Source organism: Maribacter sp. 1_2014MBL_MicDiv (assembly GCF_001865655.1).
GTDB lineage: Bacteria > Bacteroidota > Bacteroidia > Flavobacteriales > Flavobacteriaceae > Maribacter > Maribacter dokdonensis.
Window position 1 is genome coordinate 4,170,415 of record NZ_CP011318.1, and the last position, 18,369, is coordinate 4,188,783.

Annotated in this window: 19 protein-coding genes; 14 read left to right on the forward strand and 5 right to left on the reverse strand. The window is 35.6% G+C overall.

What is annotated here, in order from left to right; translation table 11 throughout:
• Nucleotides 1-35: 35 nt before the first annotated feature.
• From YQ22_RS17645 to YQ22_RS17655, 3 genes are all read right to left on the reverse strand, one after another.
• Nucleotides 36-1,034, reverse strand: a complete 999-nt coding sequence (locus YQ22_RS17645) for an NADP-dependent oxidoreductase (RefSeq protein ID WP_071342244.1) — start codon at nt 1,032-1,034, stop codon at nt 36-38.
• A 231-nt stretch (nt 1,035-1,265) separates the two neighbouring features.
• Nucleotides 1,266-2,660, reverse strand: a complete 1,395-nt coding sequence (locus YQ22_RS17650; RefSeq protein WP_071342245.1) for an NAD-dependent succinate-semialdehyde dehydrogenase — start codon at nt 2,658-2,660, stop codon at nt 1,266-1,268.
• Nucleotides 2,661-2,770: 110 nt separating this feature from the next.
• Nucleotides 2,771-3,511: an SDR family oxidoreductase gene (locus tag YQ22_RS17655; protein ID WP_058102766.1), complete on the reverse strand. Its 741-nt coding sequence runs from the start codon at nt 3,509-3,511 to the stop codon at nt 2,771-2,773.
• A 242-nt stretch (nt 3,512-3,753) separates the two neighbouring features.
• Between YQ22_RS17655 and YQ22_RS17660 the strand changes: the two genes are divergently transcribed.
• Nucleotides 3,754-4,509 carry an aspartate/glutamate racemase family protein gene (locus YQ22_RS17660; protein ID WP_232231236.1) on the forward strand — a complete coding sequence of 252 codons (756 nt, stop codon included), beginning with the start codon at nt 3,754-3,756 and terminating at the stop codon, nt 4,507-4,509.
• On the opposite strand, the gene YQ22_RS17665 is transcribed toward YQ22_RS17660, so the two are convergent.
• Complete coding sequence (locus YQ22_RS17665; protein WP_071342247.1) at nt 4,506-5,402, reverse strand: AraC family transcriptional regulator; 897 nt, start codon at nt 5,400-5,402, stop codon at nt 4,506-4,508. The two genes, YQ22_RS17660 and YQ22_RS17665, sit on opposite strands and share 4 nt — an antisense overlap.
• Before the next feature lie 178 nt (nt 5,403-5,580).
• Here YQ22_RS17665 and YQ22_RS17670 point away from each other — a divergent pair, with 178 nt between their 5' ends.
• The 11 genes from YQ22_RS17670 to YQ22_RS17720 all read left to right on the forward strand — a co-directional run bounded on the left by YQ22_RS17670 (nt 5,581) and on the right by YQ22_RS17720 (nt 15,775).
• Nucleotides 5,581-6,636, forward strand: a complete 1,056-nt coding sequence (locus tag YQ22_RS17670; RefSeq protein ID WP_083414293.1) for an L-dopachrome tautomerase-related protein — start codon at nt 5,581-5,583, stop codon at nt 6,634-6,636.
• An 18-nt stretch (nt 6,637-6,654) separates the two neighbouring features.
• Complete coding sequence (locus YQ22_RS17675) at nt 6,655-6,954, forward strand: putative quinol monooxygenase (RefSeq protein WP_034666738.1); 300 nt, start codon at nt 6,655-6,657, stop codon at nt 6,952-6,954.
• 176 nt (nt 6,955-7,130) lie between these two features.
• On the forward strand, nt 7,131-7,910 hold the full coding sequence (locus YQ22_RS17680) for a glycine betaine ABC transporter substrate-binding protein (protein ID WP_071342248.1): 780 nt from the start codon (nt 7,131-7,133) through the stop codon (nt 7,908-7,910).
• A gap of 13 nt (nt 7,911-7,923) precedes the next feature.
• Nucleotides 7,924-9,021, forward strand: a complete 1,098-nt coding sequence (locus YQ22_RS17685) for an L-dopachrome tautomerase-related protein (RefSeq protein WP_071342249.1) — start codon at nt 7,924-7,926, stop codon at nt 9,019-9,021.
• A gap of 11 nt (nt 9,022-9,032) precedes the next feature.
• The gene (locus YQ22_RS17690; protein ID WP_071342250.1) at nt 9,033-9,662 is read left to right on the forward strand and encodes an alpha-ketoglutarate-dependent dioxygenase AlkB family protein; all 630 of its coding nucleotides are present in this window, start codon (nt 9,033-9,035) and stop codon (nt 9,660-9,662) included.
• Nucleotides 9,663-9,875: 213 nt separating this feature from the next.
• The gene (locus tag YQ22_RS17695; RefSeq protein WP_071342251.1) at nt 9,876-10,550 is read left to right on the forward strand and encodes an NAD(P)H-dependent oxidoreductase; all 675 of its coding nucleotides are present in this window, start codon (nt 9,876-9,878) and stop codon (nt 10,548-10,550) included.
• Nucleotides 10,551-10,577: 27 nt separating this feature from the next.
• Entirely contained in the window at nt 10,578-11,585 is a 1,008-nt protein-coding gene (locus YQ22_RS17700) for a zinc-binding alcohol dehydrogenase family protein (protein WP_071342252.1), read from the forward strand.
• A gap of 28 nt (nt 11,586-11,613) precedes the next feature.
• On the forward strand, nt 11,614-12,084 hold the full coding sequence (locus YQ22_RS17705; RefSeq protein WP_071342253.1) for a cupin domain-containing protein: 471 nt from the start codon (nt 11,614-11,616) through the stop codon (nt 12,082-12,084).
• Between the two features lie 276 nt (nt 12,085-12,360).
• Nucleotides 12,361-13,194: a DUF4437 domain-containing protein gene (locus tag YQ22_RS17710; protein WP_083414294.1), complete on the forward strand. Its 834-nt coding sequence runs from the start codon at nt 12,361-12,363 to the stop codon at nt 13,192-13,194.
• A gap of 56 nt (nt 13,195-13,250) precedes the next feature.
• A complete protein-coding gene (locus YQ22_RS19405) occupies nt 13,251-14,894 on the forward strand; it encodes an FAD-dependent oxidoreductase (RefSeq protein ID WP_071342255.1) in 1,644 nt (547 codons plus the stop codon).
• Nucleotides 14,895-14,908: 14 nt separating this feature from the next.
• Complete coding sequence (locus tag YQ22_RS17720) at nt 14,909-15,775, forward strand: AraC family transcriptional regulator (RefSeq protein ID WP_071342256.1); 867 nt, start codon at nt 14,909-14,911, stop codon at nt 15,773-15,775.
• An 18-nt stretch (nt 15,776-15,793) separates the two neighbouring features.
• Here the strand turns inward: YQ22_RS17720 and YQ22_RS17725 are convergent, their stop codons facing one another.
• A complete protein-coding gene (locus YQ22_RS17725) occupies nt 15,794-16,204 on the reverse strand; it encodes a hypothetical protein (protein ID WP_071342257.1) in 411 nt (136 codons plus the stop codon).
• Between the two features lie 157 nt (nt 16,205-16,361).
• On the opposite strand from YQ22_RS17725, the gene YQ22_RS17730 reads away from it, so the two are divergent.
• Both YQ22_RS17730 and YQ22_RS17735 read left to right on the forward strand, forming a co-directional pair.
• Nucleotides 16,362-17,207: an enoyl-CoA hydratase/isomerase family protein gene (locus YQ22_RS17730; RefSeq protein WP_071342258.1), complete on the forward strand. Its 846-nt coding sequence runs from the start codon at nt 16,362-16,364 to the stop codon at nt 17,205-17,207.
• A gap of 140 nt (nt 17,208-17,347) precedes the next feature.
• Nucleotides 17,348-18,331, forward strand: a complete 984-nt coding sequence (locus YQ22_RS17735; RefSeq protein ID WP_071342259.1) for a zinc-dependent alcohol dehydrogenase family protein — start codon at nt 17,348-17,350, stop codon at nt 18,329-18,331.
• Nucleotides 18,332-18,369 lie beyond the last annotated feature (38 nt).

Here is an 18,369-nt window from a genome sequence, read left to right on the forward strand (position 1 = left end):
CTTTTTAGTTATGCAATTATTTTGAAGTCTTATTATTAGACTTTTACTATCATTTTTCCTTTGTTCTTACCATCCATCATATCCAAGAATGCTTGTGGTGTATTATCAAAACCTTCTACTATTGTTTCTTTATAGGTCAGTTTTTCTTCGCCCAACCATGTAGACAATTGTTTCATTGCCTGTGGAAATTTGTCGGCATAGTTAGATACAATGAACCCTTGCATTAATGCACTGTTTTTTACCAAGAAAGGCTGTACGGCAACCGCCATGGGCAATTCTGTTTTATTGTAGACCGATATAGCCCCACAGATAATAATACGGGCAAACTGATTTATATTGAATAATACCGCATCAGATATTGGTCCGCCAACATTATCAAAGTAGACATCCACTCCGTTTGGCGCTGCTTCTTTAATAGCAGCTTTCATATCTTTGGTTGTTTTGTAATTGATACCGTGGTCAAAACCGAATTCTGATTTCAGCATATCAATTTTTTCGTCTGTACCAGCGATACCGATAACATTTAAACCAAGAATTTTACCGATCTGTCCTACGACACTACCCACAGCACCCGCAGCACTAGAAACTACCAAGGTTTCACCTTTTTTAGGCTTCCCAATTTCATGAAGCCCCAAATAAGCGGTCAATCCGGTCATACCCACAATGCCTAAAAAGGCACTTAATGGTGCTTTGCTTTTATCTATTTTCTGCAAGCCTTCGCCTGTAGAAATTTGCTTTTCTTTCCATTGTAATAGACCTGAAACAAAATCTCCTTTTTGGAAATTACCATTTTTAGATTCCAACACTTCTGCTACAATACCGGAACTTATAGGTTCTCCCACTTTAAATGGAGGAACGTAAGATTTTGCATCGCTCATTCTACCACGTAAGTAGGGGTCTACGGATATATATTTCGCCTCTAATAAAAGCTCACCGTCAGAGACCTTTAGTTCATTGTCCAATTCTTTAAATTCAAAATCGGAAAGGGTAGGGGTTCCTACCGGACGTTGTTTTAAATTAATTGACTTATTCATAAGTTATCTTTTAAATTATATAATAATTCTACAACTGAAACGCTGGTCTATACCGTTTTAAAAAGTGCATTTACCCACTTAGAGTTCCAGTGTATTTTTCGCTATTTCTAACTACAGTTCAAAGGTATTCATAAAAAGAATGAACATTCATTTATTAACAAAGCTTTAAAAGATTGAACTTTAAAGTAGGTTTAAAAAAAGCACCATTTAGGTGCTTTTAAAACTTAATTATTATTCCATGATCATTATAGATTTTACATTTACGAATTCCTTCATTCCAAATCCGCCATGTTCTCTACCATATCCTGAATCTTTTACTCCACCAAATGGCATACTTGGTTCTGCCAACCCAAAAGAGTTTATAAATACCATACCGGTGTCAAAATGTTTTTCAGCAAGTTCTGTCGCCTTCTTAATATCTTTTGAAAATATACCACCACCTAAGCCAAATCTACTGTCATTGGCTATACGCATGGCATCTTCATTATCTTTCGCTTTAATTAATGAAGCCACAGGTCCGAACAACTCATCATCATACGCTGGTTGCCCCGGCGTAACGTTGGCAAGTACTGTTGCAGGGTAGAAGTAACCCTCACCATCTGGTATTTTTCCTCCACATAATACATTGGCTCCTTTCTCTACGCTTTCTTGTACTTGTTCGTGAATTTTCTCTCTAAGATCCTCACGAGCCATTGGTCCCAACTCGGTATCCTCATTCTTTGGGTTTCCTACTTTTAAGGCATCCATGGCTTTTACGAATTTTTCCTTGAATTCCTCATATACCTTCTCGGTAGCTATGAATCGTTTGGCAGCAATACAGGTTTCCCCATTGTTATAAATCCGTCCCATAACACTCTTTTCTACGGCTAAATCTATATCCGCATCATCCAGTACCAAATAAGCATCATTACTACCTAATTCCAATACCGTTTTCTTTAGTTGTGCACCTGCTTTTTCTCCAATTTTCTCACCTGCCACTGGGCTTCCGGTAAGGGTAACGCCTCTAACCAAATCATGTTCTATTATGGCATTAGATTGATCGTGTTCTATTATAAGTACATTGAACAAGTCTGCTGGCAAACCAGCCGTATCAAAAATGGTCTTCAATAATTTAGCAGTACCGGTTACGTTAGATGCATGTTTCAGTAAAATACTATTACCTGCCATTAGGTTTACAATAGTATATCGCAATACTTGATAACTAGGGTAATTCCAAGGCTGTATACCGTAAATAATTCCCATAGGGGAATAGGTAATAATTCCTTTTCCTCCATTTGATAGCTCACGTTCTTCATTCTTTAAAAACTCTGGCGCGTGTTCCGCAGAATATTCACATATTGCAGTACATAAGTCGACCTCTTGATTACTTTGCTTAAGTAATTTTCCCATTTCATCGGTCATTAACTCCGCAAGTTCTTTCTTATAATTTTGAAGTTCCTTACCAATTGCCCTTATGATCTCACCACGTTCTTCAACGCTTTTCATCTTCCATTTTAGAAAAGCCTTATGAGATTGTTGAATGCTTTCTTCAACTTGGTCATCGGTCATGTATGCATGAGATGCTATTTCTTTTCCCGTTGTGGGGTTTATTGTTTTAAATGTATCTTGTTTTGTTGTCGTAGACATAATATTATTTTTAAGTTACTCGATAATCGAGGTTTTAATACTTCATAGATTAAGCCGAAATATTAATTTGTTTTCAATTCATAGCTTCGGGTATTACCCCCGGAGATTGTTTACTGTTGCTCGCTTGGCACTAAATAAACATCGTTGATATTTACTCTAGCTGGCTGAGTTAACACGTAATAAATGGAATTTGCAATATCCTCCGCCTCAAGCGTTTCCATTTTTTGCATTTCCTTCATCTTATCCTTAATATCCTCATCGGTGATCGTACTGGTCAAATTTGTAGCCACCGCACCAGGTTCTATAGAGGTAATGTTGATACCATATTTTGGTGCCAATTCTTGGCGCAAACCTTCCGAAAACATTTTCACTGCAGATTTCGTTGCACAATACACCGCTCCACCAGGAAAATACCTGTTGGCGGCCATAGATGATATATTTATTATGTTACCGCCTTTATTTTCTTTCAATGCAGGTAGCACTGCCGCAACACCATTTAATACACCTTTAATGTTAACATCCACCATTTTATTCCATTCGTCTGTCTTCAATTTTTCAACAAACGATAACGGCATTAAACCTGCATTGTTGACCAATCCTGTAATTTTACCGTATTCTCTCTTTGTTTTGGAAACGACCTTTTCAAAATCTTCTTTTTTAGTTACATCTCCTGTAACCACAAGAGCTTCTCCACCTTTTTTGGTGATGTCTGATTTTAAATCGTTCAATTCATCTTCACTACGTGCCATTAAAACTACTTTAGCTCCATTATCCGCTAATTTCATTGCTGTAGCTCTACCAATACCACTAGATGCTCCTGTTATAATAATTACTTTATCTTCTATTTTCATTGCGTTTTAATTTGATTTAAGCGCAAGATAGGAGCAGTTTTTGAGTTCTATTGACCAGATGAATTCAACTATTGACGTATATAGTTTTACGATACTACTTTATTGATTTAAGTCAAAAAAAAAGACTACTATTTAGGGTGTTAAAAAGGATACTGAAGAAATTATAGATTTATTAAGACCATTACTTATTTAAATGCCATTATTTTGATGCCTTATTTCTTTTTCTAAATAAAGGTGGAGTTATGATGACAAACAAAATGATAGGCATTGTGGGTGGTGTTGGTAGTTATGCGGGCATAGATTTAATTAAAAAAGTCTACGACCTTACGGAAGCTACATCTGATCAAGAACATTTACCGGTATCTATGCTATCTGTACCGCATAAAATTATTGACCGTACCAAATTTTTATTGGGTGAGACCGATGTGAATCCCGGTATTGCCATTTCTGAAATCATAGCTTCGTTGATTGCAAGTGGAGCCGGTATTATTGGTATTCCCTGCAATACCGCCCATGCCAAGCCCATTTTAAGTTTCATTGAAAAGAGCATTCCTGAATCCTGTATTTTGGTAAACCTAATTGAGGAAGTAGGCAAATATATATCTGAAAAACATCCAGAAATTACTAGGGTAGGTGTATTGGGAACTACTGGTACAATTTTGGCGAAAGTATATCCTGAAGTGCTATCAAAATACGGTATTGAGGTAATACAACCTTCTGAAGATATTCAAGATTTATTTGTGCATCCGTCAATTTACGATACTAGTTATGGTATAAAGGCATTCTCTAATCCTGTTCATCAAAAGGCAAAAGAAAATTTGAGTATGGCAGCCACATATTTATCTAGAAAAGGTGTCCAAGCGGTAATATTAGGTTGTACCGAAATTCCATTAGCCATTCAATATGAAAAAATAGAAAACAGTTTAATTATTGATGCCACTACGGTATTGGCAAGTGCCCTTATCAGAGAATCTAAAAAAATAGAACAATTAGTTTAAGTATGCATAGCAGGCATACAAGTTGCTCTTTTCAATAACATATATTCTCCCTTTGTTTTAAAATCACGAATAGATGAACCTGTATAACGTTTAAAAGTTTTTGAAAGATGACTTACATCGGTAAAACCTAAATCATCTGCAATTTGTGTTAATGTGTAATCTGAATTTAAAAGCCGAATCTCTACTAACTTTAGCTTTGCCTTAATGATATATTCTCGCAAAGACATGCTTACTTGCTTTTTAAAATATTCGCTTACATAAGTAGGTGACATCATAAAAACATCGGCTAAATTTTCAACTTTCAATAATTCAGTCTTGTCAATATTGGTATTTATATAAGTCAGCATTTTAGTAATTCTTTCATCAGAATTGTTCTTTGGTAATTCAAAGTAGTTGCTCTTTTTAATATTGCGAATTAAGATTTCTAAAATACTAGTCATTAAACTGGTGACTAGGTTTATAGATTCTTCTCCATAATTTCTAGATTCTTGAAGAATCATACCAATTAGGTTTTCTAAATAGCTTCTATCTAATTCATTTTTGATGATATCTCCAGGTAATTGGTTATAATTAGATAAGACATATGAAGCTTCTTTAAACCACTCGTTTCTATCAATACTTAATCTATTAGCACTTTTAAAAAAAGAATCGGTAAATTTTAGAATTACAAATTTGGTAGGTTTTTCTATAATAAACGAATGACATTTTAAGGGTGGTAACAAAAACATGCTATTCTTGCTATAGACATAATCGTTATAGTTTATGCACTGCGTACCTTCGCCATCTTTTATCAATACAAACTCGAAAAAATTGTTCTTAACCGGGCGTTGTTTCCACTCAGACAATTCAATTTCTTGTATTTCAAAAGGTTTATACACTTCTAATACTTGCATTTGAGTCAATTTTGATAAGAATTTCAGTATAAATTTAAGCAATTCAAATAAAATCAGGTAAATAACAACATATTAACCTTTTAATATACATGAATATCCTTTAGGTATACAAGTTAAAAGAGGTGGTCTGCCAATAACTTTGTCTTGCACTTAAATATTAACTTTTAAATATAGAGATATGAAAAGAATACTATTGCTTACAGCATTATCATCTGTGATGGTAATGTGTAAATCTGCAAACGAGAAAAAAGAGGTGACCGTTCAAGAATCAGCGCCAACGGAAAATGTTTCACAAGAAGTAAAAACTGTAGAAACTATTTTTGCTAGTGATACCATAAGACCTGGTAATCTAGCTTTAACTGGTAATGGCAGATTATTTGTTACCATGAACCCTATGATGTCACCTGACACTAAAGTTTTTGAAGTGTACAAAAATGGTAAAAGTAAGGCTTATCCAAACGCCGAATATGCAACTGGAGAAAACTCGGTTTTTAAGGCAGTTATTGGCATAAGAGCTGACAGCAATGACAATCTTTGGTTATTGGATATGGGAAACAAGCAATTTGTGATTTGGGATACTAAGTCAGAAAAATTAGTTAAGACTATAAAAATTCCGGCAAACGTAGTAAAACCGGCTAGTTTTTTACAGGATTTTGTGATTGATGAAAAACACAACCGCGTGATAATTGCAGATATGACCCAGGGTGATTTAAAAAGTGCGGCTGAGCCTGCATTTATTGTAATCAATACCGAGAATGGGGAAGCTAAGAGAATGGCACAGAGTCATCCATCATTGATGCCAGAAATGGAAGGTGGTTTCGCGCTAAATCCAATAGCTATTGATCCACTATATAACTGGGTATATTTTGGAGCCTTACACGGCAACACCATGTATAGTGTACCTGCAGCTAACTTTGGTAGCGATGAAGAACTAGTAAATTCTATAGAAACATATGGTAAAAAATCATACTCAGACGGCATGGCAGTAGATGCTGTCGGAAATGTGTATGTAACTAATGTAACAGATGGGGAAATAGGGCTATCTACTAAAGAAGCTTATGTCCCTTTAGCAAAAATTCCTGAAGGGCAATCTTGGCCAGATGGTCTTTATGTAGCTAACGATGGATTTTTATACGCTACAATTGATCAATTAAATAGAATACCACCTATGAACAATGGAAAAGATGATAGTGAAGGCCCTTATTTAGTAGTTAAAACAGAATTAGTAAAGTAATTTATAAAACAAAACATCATGAGAAAATCATATTTGACAATAATAGCAAGAATTTTAGTAAAAGAAGAGCATAGAGAGTTTGTAAAAGCAGAATTACTTAAACTGTTAGATGTTACTAGAGCTGAGGAAGGTAATATTAGTTATGACCTTCACCAAGACAATGAAAATCCTAATTTTTTCTTATTTCATGAAAAGTGGGTTAATCGTGAGTTATGGCAAAAACATATGGATAATAAATATTTGGCCCATTATATGAAAGTAACTGATGGCAAAGTGGAAGAGTTTATATTAAATGAAATGACGGAAATAGGGAACTAATAAATTTTTAAACACACGCAAGTATTACTGCGTGTGTTTTTATTTAAAACTAAAAATTTTTTCAGTAACCATATGTAATTGTACAGATTTAGGTAAGTAAATTGTCTTTCTTTTATAAGCTACTTCTATCTAGATTAAAGGTGCAATTTCATGTTTCATTTTTAAAATTATAACAGATGTCGAAAACAATAAATTTAGGCGTAACCGATTTGTCTTTTCATCGTATAGCGGCCTCTTTGGTAGCCAACACATTGGAAGAAATAGGTTTTACCGTAAAACGCACATATTCACCTCACGAAGAGAATTTTGAGCGATTAAAAGCAGGCGATGTAGATATGTTGGCTTCGGCATGGTTGCCTTCCAGTCACGGTATTTATAAAAATGAGGTCGAAAAAGCAGTTCCTTTAGTAGAATTAGGACTTCACTATAAACCGTATGCTCTTTGGGGAGTGCCAGATTATGTGCCAGAAAAAGAGGTTTCAAAGATTGCAGATTTGCTGAAACCAACTGTAGTATCAAAAATTAAAAAGGATATCCAAGGGATAAACCCAGGTGCAGGCATTACGCGTTTTTCTATTCAGATGATGAATGTTTACGGACTTAATGACGCAGAATATTCATTTCATACAGGTACTGAAGAAGATTGTTTCAGTGCTTTTGAAAATGCGGTTGAAAAGAAAGAATGGATAATTATCCCTCTTTGGAAACCTCAATTTTTACACTATAAATACAATATAAGAGAACTAAAAGAACCTAAAGGTCTATTAGGTAGTGTTGACAAAGCTGTCTTATTGCTACGCAAAGACAAAGAAAATATGTTCACCAAAACTCATCTGCAAAAATTAGATGGTTTACAATTCACTAATGACATTATTGCAGAATTAGACTATAAGGTTTCAAGAGAAGGTAAAAATATAGATGAAGTAACAAAACGGTGGTTGAAAAATCACCATTAAAAAAGAACACACAATGAAAAAACATATATTTATTTTGACTACAATTTTATCAGGCATGACGGCAAATGCACAAACAGAAGCTGAAGTTTTTACCACAACAGATGAAGCCGTGGGGAACATAACATTTACTAATAATGGCGATTTGGTATACAGCCAACATCCTTTTTTTGAACCTGTAATCAGAGTTAAGATTATGGATGCCAAAACTAAGGAGAGTAAACCATTCCCCAATGAAGCATGGAACACACCTAGAGATACAGACGATAATTATTTAAGCAATGTATTAGGCATTAGAAATGATGAAAACGGTATTATTTGGATGCTAGATATGGCACAGCGTAATAATGTTACTCCAAAAATTGTCGGTTGGAACATGATTACCAATCAATTGGAACGTATCTACTATTTACCTGAATCATCTGCGCCAAAAGAATCACAACCAAATGATATGGTTGTAGATACTAAAAACGGACATTTTATTATAGCGGATGAAGGTATTGGTAATGGGGGAAATGGTAGTAAAGGGGCTTTTATTGTAGTTGATATGAAAACCGGTAAAACACGACGTGTTTTAGAAGGTACACGTACAACTTCACCAGAAAATACTCCTACTGTTATTAATGGTGAACATTTAGCTGTTGACGGTAAAGATTTGCTGATTGGTAATGACGGTATAACCGCCGATGCCAATTTTGAGTATATCTATTACGGCCCATTGAACGGAACTAAAATTTATAGAGTTAAAACGGTTGATTTGGTAAACGAAAATTTATCCGAAGATGAGCTCGACAGTAGAATTGAAACGTATTCTGAAAAGCCTAATAATGGCGGTATGAGTATCGATAAAGACGGTAACCTATATCTAACTGCTATAGAAACAAATAGAGTCGCTGTGGTACTAGCAAAAGATAGAAGTGTAAAAACTATGGCGCAAGACGAAAATATGGTTTGGCCGGATGGTGTAAGCTATAATCATGTAGATGGTTACATGTATGTATCTGCAGCTCAGGTAAACAGAGGTTCTGCCTTCAATGAAGGTAAAAGAGTTGCCACCAAACCCTTTTATATCTTTAGATTTCAACCTTTTGTAGAGGGCGTTTCATTTAGATAATTAGAAAAGAGATGGATTTATTTAGTCAAACAGACCTATTTTTCACAAATGAAGTCCGTAAAATAGAATTTGATCTACCAGGAGCCGATGTTACTTTATTTGAGAATTTTTTCAGTTTAGAAGAAAGCAATAAGTTGTATGCTAGCTTACTTCAAAATACACCTTGGCAGCAAGAGCAAATTACCATTCACGGTAAAGAGGTTGATTATCCTAGGTTAACTGCTTGGTTTGGAGATGTTACCAAGGAGGTTAAATATACGAATACAAAGAGTAAAATGCACTTATGGAATGCAGATTTACTTTTTATTAAAGAACGAATAGAGCAGGAGGTAGAGGTGAAATTTATACGCTGTCTACTAAATTATTACAGAGATGGTAAAGACAGTGTAGATTGGCATCAAGATTATAAAGGAGATCAACGAAAAAACACAGTTATTGCTTCGGTAACTTTTGGAGAAACCAGACCTTTTCAATTAAAACATACTACCCGTAAAGATTTAAAACGTGTAGATATACCCTTGGCCCACGGAAGCCTACTTCTTATGAAAGGTGCTACACAAGATAATTGGAAGCATAAAATACCAAAAACGGCAAAACAAATTCAACCTAGAATCAATTTGACTTTTAGATGGATTAATTAAATTAAAATAGGTATTAATAAAGGATTAAAACGTCTTTATGTGCTTATTGTTTGTGTTGTAAACAGGTATAAACCTGATTTTGATACTATTTCTTAAAAAATCCTCTAAAAAACCCTGATTTATACAAGCATCACCTTTTTTTATACTTTAAGAAGGTAAATGGACACTTTATATTTGTATCGAATTAATAAAACAACATTTTAAAATATACTAATGAGTACTCCAAACATTGCAAAAGAAGAGATTATTAATGCCTTTAATTTTAGACACGCAACAAAGGAATTTGATGCTTCTAAAACTATCTCTGATGATGATATGAAATTCATTTTAGAAGCAGCGCATTTATCGCCAAGTTCATTTGGTTTTGAACCTTGGCATTTTGTAGTTGTTCAAGATAAGGAATTGCGTGAGCTATTAAAGCCGGTAGCATGGGGTGCTCCTTTAAAGTTGGATACTGCCAGCCATTTTGTATTAGGTTTAAGTATGAAGGCGCCAATGGTAAAGCACAACGCGCCTTATATTGAACATATGATGAAAGAGGTAAAACAAATGCCTGCCGAAGTTATAGAAATGTACTCTAAATTTTATAGGGAATTTCAGGAGCGCGATTTTAACCTGGATACGGATAAGAAGTTGTTCGACTGGTCTTCTAAGCAAACCTATATAGCATTGGGTAATATGATGACATCAGCGGCATTAACAGGCATAGATTCTTGCCCAATTGAAGGATTTCATCAAGAAAAAGCAGAGGCTTTATTACAAGAGAAATTTGGAATTGATACCAATAAATACGGACTAGCTTTTATGGCTGCCTTTGGATATAGAAAAGCGGACCCAGAGTTTCCTAAATCTAGAAGAAATTTTGATGATATCGTAACTTGGAAATAAGGACAAGTTCACTTAAAAATCACATTTATGAAAGCAATAGGATATAAAGAAAATCTTCCGGCAACAGATGTTAATTCGCTTCAAGACATAGAAGTAGAAACGCCTAAAGCAACAGGAAAAGATATTTTAGTTGAAGTAAAAGCCATTTCGGTAAACCCTGTAGATTATAAAATTAGAGCCAATAGACCAGCTCCAGATGGAGAATGGAGTATTATTGGTTGGGATGCTACAGGTGTTGTTAATGAAGTGGGAGAAGATGTATCTCTTTTTAAAGTAGGTGATGAAGTTTGGTATGCCGGTGATTTAAACCGACAAGGTAGTAATGCCCAATATCAGTTGGTTGATGAAAGTATTGTAGGTAAAAAACCTGCAAGTTTATCGTTTGCAGAAGCTGCTGCCTTACCATTAACTACGCTAACGGCTTACGAAATGTTATTTCATAGACTAGAGGTTTCTAAAGATGATGCCAACAAATCTATTTTGGTTATTGGTGCTGCTGGTGGCGTGGGTTCTATTTTGGTGCAACTGGCTAAAAAGCTTACCAAATTGAATATTATTGGTACCGCTTCTAGAGAAGAAACAACTTCGTGGTTAAAAGAATTGGGTGCAGATACGGTAATTAATCACAGAAATAAGCTTAGTGATGAATTTGAAAAACACCAATTATCAGCACCTGAATATGTGGTGAGTTTAAATGCTACTGAACATCACGTAGATGAAATTGCTAAACTGATTAAACCACAAGGGAAATTCGGATTTATAGATGACCCAAAATCATTAAACGTAATGCCTTTTAAAGGCAAAGCGGTATCTACACACATTGAGTTAATGTTTACACGCTCTATGTTCCAAACCGATGATATTATAGAGCAACATAATATCTTAAACGAAGTTTCTGAGCTTATAGACAACGGAACAGTAAGAACCACTTTGGGAGAAAACTTCGGGACTATAAATGCTGAAAATCTTAGAAAAGCACACACTTTTTTAGAGACCGGAAAAGCAAAAGGCAAAATTATTTTAGAAGGATTTTAGACTCTATGAGTCAAATAAATTAAGCAAAATGAAAAATATATTATCAATTTTAGCTGTAACGGCGATAATTGCAAGTAATACAGTTACAGCACAAGTAGCAACAATAGATTCTGTAGCCACATCAAAAGTGCAACATTTCAATTTTGATGATATGGAATCGGAAACCATCGGGAAAGGTATAAAACGTAAGTGGTTTCATGGTGAAAAAGGACAAATGACCATTTTCAATTTAGAAAAAGATGCTCACATTCCTTGGCACAAACACCCTAATGAGCAGATAACATACATTATGTCTGGTAAGGTAAAAATCAAGACTATAATTGATGGCAAAGAGGAATTTGTAATTGTTTCTGGCGGAGAAGTAATTGTTTTTCCAGAAAATGTACCACACGAATTTTGGGCATTGGAAAAAACAGTGGATTTAGATGTTCACGTTCCTGTTCGCCATGATTGGTTAAGCAAAGAATTACCAGATTATTTAAAAAAGACAGAAAAATAAAATTAGTAAGTCACTTTGAATGAATTTTGATGCACCACAATTGTGCTCACAAACAGGAAGGAATCTAGAAACCCTTTGAATTATAGGTTCTCGATACAAAATTCTGAAATTAGAATTTCACTCGAACTGACATTTTAGCTATTAATCAATATACGAGATTGTCACTTCGAGTGTTTTTATTGAAATAGCATGGAAATAAAAATGTATCGAGAATTTGGGAACACGGTTGCCATTAGATACTAAACAATTTAAAAAAACATTATAAAACATATCAAAATGAAAAAAACAATATTACTTGCATTAGCAATAGCAACAACGGCATATACAAGTGCACAAACACCAACAACGGATCCTGCCAAATCTACAAATGAAGTAGTAACTGCAGACAATGTAGAATGGGGTTGGTTAAACCCTTTGCGAGGCGATAAAAGTCCGGCTGCAGGAAAACTTTGGGGAGACAGAACCAAAAACGAACCAGCGGGATTTTTAGTTAAATTCAAAAAAGGATTTTCGTCACCACCACATATTCACAATATAACTTATAGAGGTGTAGTAATTAAGGGATTGTTACATAATGATGATGAAAATGCAGAAAAACAATGGCTACCAGCAGGTTCTTATTGGCAACAGCCAGCGGGAGAAGCGCATATTACCGCTGCTGACGGTGAAGAAAATTTAGCTTTTTTAGACATTCAAGAAGGTCCGTATTTGGTAAAACCAACATCAGAAGCTTTTGATAATGGCGAAAGACCTGTAAATGTTGATAAAACAAACTTGGTTTGGTTAAATGCTAACGACATCCAATGGGTTTCTGAAAAGAGCAATGTAGAAACTGCATTTTTATGGGGAAGTCACGAAAAAAATCAGCTACGTGCCGCACTTTTAAAATTGCCAGCTGGTTTTAATGGAAAGATTAAAAACTTAAGTCCTAATTTTAGAGCAGTGGTCATTTCTGGTGAAGTAACACATCAGTTTTCTAAAAAAGATACTAAAAATTATTTACAACCCGGTTCTTATTTTGGAGCTGAAGAAAATGCAACTTCAATCATTTCTACCGCTAAGGAAACAATTCTTTACATAAGAAGTAATGGAGATTATGAGGTAAAATAGATTACAAACATTATCTTATGTTCAAGGTTATTACAATCTAAACAATCAAACCAATTATGATCGACCTAAAATTTCCTGAATTAACTAATGTTCAGGTAGAAAAACTTAAGAAGTACGGTGAAATAGAGTTCTATAAGGAGCCAACGGTCGTTTTAGATTTTGGAGACCGGCATTATGATTTTTTTGTGGTGCTTACTGGCGGAATCAGAATTATAGACCCTGATAAAAAAGATGAAAATATTGCCATTCATACCAGGCATCAATTCTCAGGTTCAAGTAGTATTCTTTCGCACAGAGCCGTTGGGGTTTGCGGTGAAACCTTGGCAAATACCCAGCTCATAAGAATTAGCCCTGAAAATCTAAAAAGTGCCATTGCCAAATTCAGTGATATTAGCGATGTACTTCTGAATGCATTTTTATTGCGTGAAGATGCACTGAAAAACAATGTTCAGGGTATTAAGCTCATTGGTTCGGAACACTCCAATGAAACCTACGCTATCCGTGATTTCATGGATAAGAATGATATTTGGTACAATTTTATTGATTCTGATAAGGAAGACGGATTGGTGCAGCTATTGGAAACTTTCAATTTAAAAGAATCTGACCTACCTGTTTTGATTAATAGTCAGAATGAGATTTCCGTTCGCCCATCCATAGATGAAATTGGTACGTGTACCGGTGTTCGGTTGCAATTGGATGATGATGTTTATGATGTTCTAGTGGTAGGTGCAGGTCCAGCTGGCTTGGCTGCTAGTGTTTATGCCGCTTCAGAAGGCTTAAAAGTGTTGACCATAGATAGTAATTCCCCTGGCGGACAAGCCGGTAAAAGTTCTAAAATTGAGAACTATCTAGGGTTTCCTACAGGAATTTCAGGACGTGACCTTGCCAATAATGGCTACATACAGGCACAAAAGTTTGGTTGTACCATATCCGTGCCGCATAGGGTAGAGGGCATAGTGCGCAAAGAAGGTTATTACGAAGTTAATTCCAACAACACATCTATATTAAGGGCTAAAACGGTCATTGCCGCAACAGGTGCCGCGTATAGAAGACTGCCTTTAGAAGGTATTGAAAAATTTGAAGGTTCCGGAGTGTACTACAGCGCCACTTCAATGCATGCCAATATGTGTAAAAACAGCGAAATAGGTATTGTGGGCGGTGGCAACTCCGCAGGTCAGGCGGCATTGTTTTTAGCAAACCATGCGCATAAAGTATATGTAATCATAAGAAACGAGGATATTGGTGCAAAAATGAGCGACTATCTAGTACAGCGAATTTTCGCATGTGATAATATTGAAGTTTTAACAGGTAGTAATGTCGTTAAAGTTGAAGGCGATACGTATTTGGAAAAGGTAGAAATCAAACAAAACGAAGCTTTAGTCCAAAACAACATTAATTACCTGTTTACATTTGTTGGCGCAAAACCGTGTACGGAGTGGTTAGACAATATCATAGATACGGATGCTAAAGGCTTTGTACATACAGGGCTCACTATTTGCGACAATGCTTTAAATGGCGAATCGGTATTCAAACATAGAAAGCCTTACACTTTTGAAACCAGTTTACCCGGACTTTTTGCTGTTGGCGATGTGCGTTCCGGGTCGGTTAAACGTGTAGCTTCGGCAGTAGGTGAAGGGTCTATTGTAGTTAGTGACATCCATAAATTTTTAGCGCTTGAAACTGAAGCAAAAATTATATAGTACTTTTAAGCCCTATGCCACGTACCATAATCGAAAATATTGTAATTCAAGAATACAAAGACCAAACCTTTTTTGAGTTTTGTAAGTATACTACCATCAGGTTTTTTGAGATTGTGTATTTTGAAAAGGGTAACGGCACCATAAAAATTAATGGAAAAACGGTAAACTATTCGGCTAATAGTATTTTTGTTTTTGTGCCAGATGATATTTATATCGTAAATCCGGAATCGGCAACTACCACCATTGCCATTAAATTCTTGAAAAGCTTTTTTAGGGGAGATGCACCACAAAATGCAAATCTTCCGGTGAACGATTGGTTTCGTAAAATTGAAGGGATTCTAAACAGTGAAAGTCATCAATTGCGTGAAATGCGTTTTGAAACCGAATCGGACAAAATACATTTACTTTCATTGATAAAAATGGTGGCGGCAGAAAATGATAAGAAGAAATCATACGACCTGTTTATCATTCAAAATTCACTTTCTGTAATTCTTCACCTTATTGCCCGTAACATTCAGTTTTTAAATGCTGATATGAGTACCAAAATAGTGGAGTCTTCTAAAATTCAGCAAATCATCAACTTTATTCACGCCAATATTTACAATCCGGAATTGCTGACCACCAAAAACTTGGCAGAAGAGTTTCATATGGCGGACAATTACATCAGTGAATATTTTAAAAAACATACTGATGTATCGCTAAAAAAGTACATTCTTAACTACAAATTAAAACTAGTAGAAACCCGATTAAAATATACGGATCTGCAGTTCTCAGAGATTGCAATGGAATTAGGCTTTACAGATTCTAGTCACCTTAACAAAACCTTCCAAAGTTATAAGGGAATGACTATTGGTGCTTATAAGGCAAGTATTTCGATCTAATTTATGGCATTTAAATATTTAGATACCGTCAAAAATACCTGAGATAAATTCCCCAATCCCTTCAAGTAATCCATCAAATACATCTCCAAAGTCCAACCAAGAAGCATCTATATCCAAGTCTGGAATTTCGGTCCAATCAGATACAGATGTTAAGGACAGTCCACTTAGCATTTCTGTTTTCATTTCCGCATAATCACATACCTCACCAGTCTTCGCATGATATGCATCAAAATCGGAATGTGATGAATAAATGCTCATTCCCCAGCATGAAAAATCAATATAATGATACCATTTACTTTTTTTATGAGCTTCCTTTATTTCTTCTGGCTTATAAAATTTTTTCTTACCGTTATCTTTTATTAAAATTTCTCCAAGGTCGGTAATATACTCTCGCTTATTGCTTGGTGAAGAAGTGCAAGTTTTACTCATTATTACAGGTTAAATAGTTAGAACAAACATAATAAAATACTTTTTACCTCTTTTTTTACTAAAAGCCCTTTGTTTTTTACTTATCCAAAGCTTGAGTGCCTAGGTAACTTTGTACTGTAATACTAACAGAACAATAATTAACCAAAAACTCAATACTATGGAATACAAGAATTTTCAAACATTTACGACAGAACAAAAAGGAGGAATTTTAACAGTGACTATCAACTTTGGTCCTGTAAACGTACAAGGGCAAGAAATGCTTGCAGATTTAAGTAGTCTTTGTTTACGATTAGAGCGCGATAGAAGCGTAAAAGTAGTGGTTTTTGAATCTTCAAATCCAGATTATTGGGTATGTCACTATGATACCAACTTACTTAGAGATATGTCTATGGAAGCGGTACCAAGAAACGAAGTACAGTTGTTAGACTTACAAGCTGTATTAGAAAGATTAAGCAACGTACCACAAGCAACTATTGCAAAAATTGAAGGTTTTGCACGTGGTGGCGGACACGAAATGGCGTTGGCACTAGATATGCGTTTTGCAGCAAGAGGTAAAGCCAAATTTATGCAAATGGAAGTAGGTATGGGCATTTTACCTTGTGGTGGCGGAGCTTCACGTATGGCAAGACAAACAGGATTAGGTAAGGCTTTGGAAATTATCTTAGGAGCCAGAGATTGGGACGCAGACGAAGCAGAAAAATTTGGCACCATAAACAAAGCTTTAGACGCAGATGAAATAGGACTTTATGTAGATGCTTTGGCAGAGCGCATTTCTAAATTTCCGGCAGATTCTATTGCAGCTAGCAAACGTGCGGTATATGCGTCTATAGACCTACCAATTAAAGAGGCTTTAAAAGAAGAAGCTTACCAATTATTTCAGGCTACGAGCAGAACACCTGCGATAAAAAGATTCACCTACGCAGATAAAAATGGCGTTCAGTTTGACCATAACAACCAAAAGAATTGGGAGCAAATGGTGATGGATATTCAAGAAGTAAATTAATAACGCTGAGCACTTTGCGCAACACGCTTTACGCCAATCGCATATCGCCTTTCAGTTTTTGCGTATAACGCGAAGTGTGTAGCATACAACGAAAAACAAACAACGATTAACGATTAACGAAAAATAAAAGAAGATTAGATATGAAAGCAATGCTTATAAACAACTACGGAGAAAACGGAAATTTCGAAGTATCAGAAATAGAAAAACCAGCGGTAAAGGCAAATCACGTATTGGTAAAAATAGCTGCATCTAGTGTAAATACAATCGACACTATGATTAGGAATATGGGAACCGACTTACCATTATCACCAGCTACACCAGCCTTATTAGGTATGGATTTCTCAGGAACTGTAGAGTCGGTTGGCAATGGCGTAGAAGGTTTTAAAGTAGGCGATGAAGTATACGGTTGCGCTGGCGGATTAGCCGATTTACCAGGAACCTTAACGGAGTATATTGTAGCGGATAGCAACCTTGTAGCGCACAAACCAAAAGGCTTAACAATGCGCGAAACTGCAGCTTTACCTTTGGTAGCTATTACAGCTTATGAAGGTTTAACAAGAGCAGGCGTAAAAGAAGGTCAGAAAGTATTGGTGCACGGTGGTTCTGGTGGTGTTGGTCACTTAGCGGTGCAGTTGGCAAAGTATTTTGGAGCAGAAGTTTTTGCTACCGGTAATGGTGATAATCAAAAAGCTATTGTAGAAAAATTTGGTGCAACCTTCATCGATTTTAAAACTGAAAAAGTAGCCGATTATACTGCAAAATATACCGATGGTGGTTTTGATGTGGTTTTTGATACCGTTGGTGGTGCAAACCTGAACAATTCTATTGAAGCAGTTGCCTTGAACGGACATATTTCTACTACGGTGTCGTTGTGTGAGTTAGACCTAACGCCATTGCATTTTAAAGGAGCATCATTACACGTAGTATTTATGCTAATACCAATGTTGCACAATTTTAAAAGAGATGCACACGGAAATATTTTAGAGCGTTTAGCTGAAATTTCCAATGAAGGACATTTAACGCCAATAGTAGATGAAAACAAATTTTCGTTAGAAGAAGTTGGTGATGCTTACGCACATTTACAAAGCGGAAAAGCTATTGGTAAAATAGTAGTTGAGAACTAAAAACAATGAGGATTTGCAATGTATCCTTATGGTTGATT

Bases quoted from the DNA above. Each gene is read 5' to 3' on its own strand.
- YQ22_RS17735 (WP_071342259.1), top strand. From the start codon at position 17,348: ATGAAAGCAATGCTTATAAACAACTACGGAGAAAACGGAAATTTCGAA.
- YQ22_RS19405 (WP_071342255.1), top strand. From the start codon at position 13,251: ATGATCGACCTAAAATTTCCTGAATTAACTAATGTTCAGGTAGAAAAA.
- YQ22_RS17690 (WP_071342250.1), top strand. From the start codon at position 9,033: ATGGATTTATTTAGTCAAACAGACCTATTTTTCACAAATGAAGTCCGT.
- YQ22_RS17660 (WP_232231236.1), top strand. From the start codon at position 3,754: ATGATGACAAACAAAATGATAGGCATTGTGGGTGGTGTTGGTAGTTAT.
- YQ22_RS17670 (WP_083414293.1), top strand. From the start codon at position 5,581: ATGAAAAGAATACTATTGCTTACAGCATTATCATCTGTGATGGTAATG.
- YQ22_RS17705 (WP_071342253.1), top strand. From the start codon at position 11,614: ATGAAAAATATATTATCAATTTTAGCTGTAACGGCGATAATTGCAAGT.
- YQ22_RS17730 (WP_071342258.1), top strand. From the start codon at position 16,362: ATGGAATACAAGAATTTTCAAACATTTACGACAGAACAAAAAGGAGGA.
- YQ22_RS17650 (WP_071342245.1), bottom strand. From the start codon at position 2,660: ATGTCTACGACAACAAAACAAGATACATTTAAAACAATAAACCCCACA.
- YQ22_RS17720 (WP_071342256.1), top strand. From the start codon at position 14,909: ATGCCACGTACCATAATCGAAAATATTGTAATTCAAGAATACAAAGAC.
- YQ22_RS17685 (WP_071342249.1), top strand. From the start codon at position 7,924: ATGAAAAAACATATATTTATTTTGACTACAATTTTATCAGGCATGACG.
- YQ22_RS17710 (WP_083414294.1), top strand. From the start codon at position 12,361: ATGAAAAAAACAATATTACTTGCATTAGCAATAGCAACAACGGCATAT.
- YQ22_RS17725 (WP_071342257.1), bottom strand. From the start codon at position 16,204: ATGAGTAAAACTTGCACTTCTTCACCAAGCAATAAGCGAGAGTATATT.
- YQ22_RS17675 (WP_034666738.1), top strand. From the start codon at position 6,655: ATGAGAAAATCATATTTGACAATAATAGCAAGAATTTTAGTAAAAGAA.
- YQ22_RS17655 (WP_058102766.1), bottom strand. From the start codon at position 3,511: ATGAAAATAGAAGATAAAGTAATTATTATAACAGGAGCATCTAGTGGT.
- YQ22_RS17645 (WP_071342244.1), bottom strand. From the start codon at position 1,034: ATGAATAAGTCAATTAATTTAAAACAACGTCCGGTAGGAACCCCTACC.
- YQ22_RS17680 (WP_071342248.1), top strand. From the start codon at position 7,131: ATGTCGAAAACAATAAATTTAGGCGTAACCGATTTGTCTTTTCATCGT.
- YQ22_RS17665 (WP_071342247.1), bottom strand. From the start codon at position 5,402: ATGCAAGTATTAGAAGTGTATAAACCTTTTGAAATACAAGAAATTGAA.
- YQ22_RS17700 (WP_071342252.1), top strand. From the start codon at position 10,578: ATGAAAGCAATAGGATATAAAGAAAATCTTCCGGCAACAGATGTTAAT.
- YQ22_RS17695 (WP_071342251.1), top strand. From the start codon at position 9,876: ATGAGTACTCCAAACATTGCAAAAGAAGAGATTATTAATGCCTTTAAT.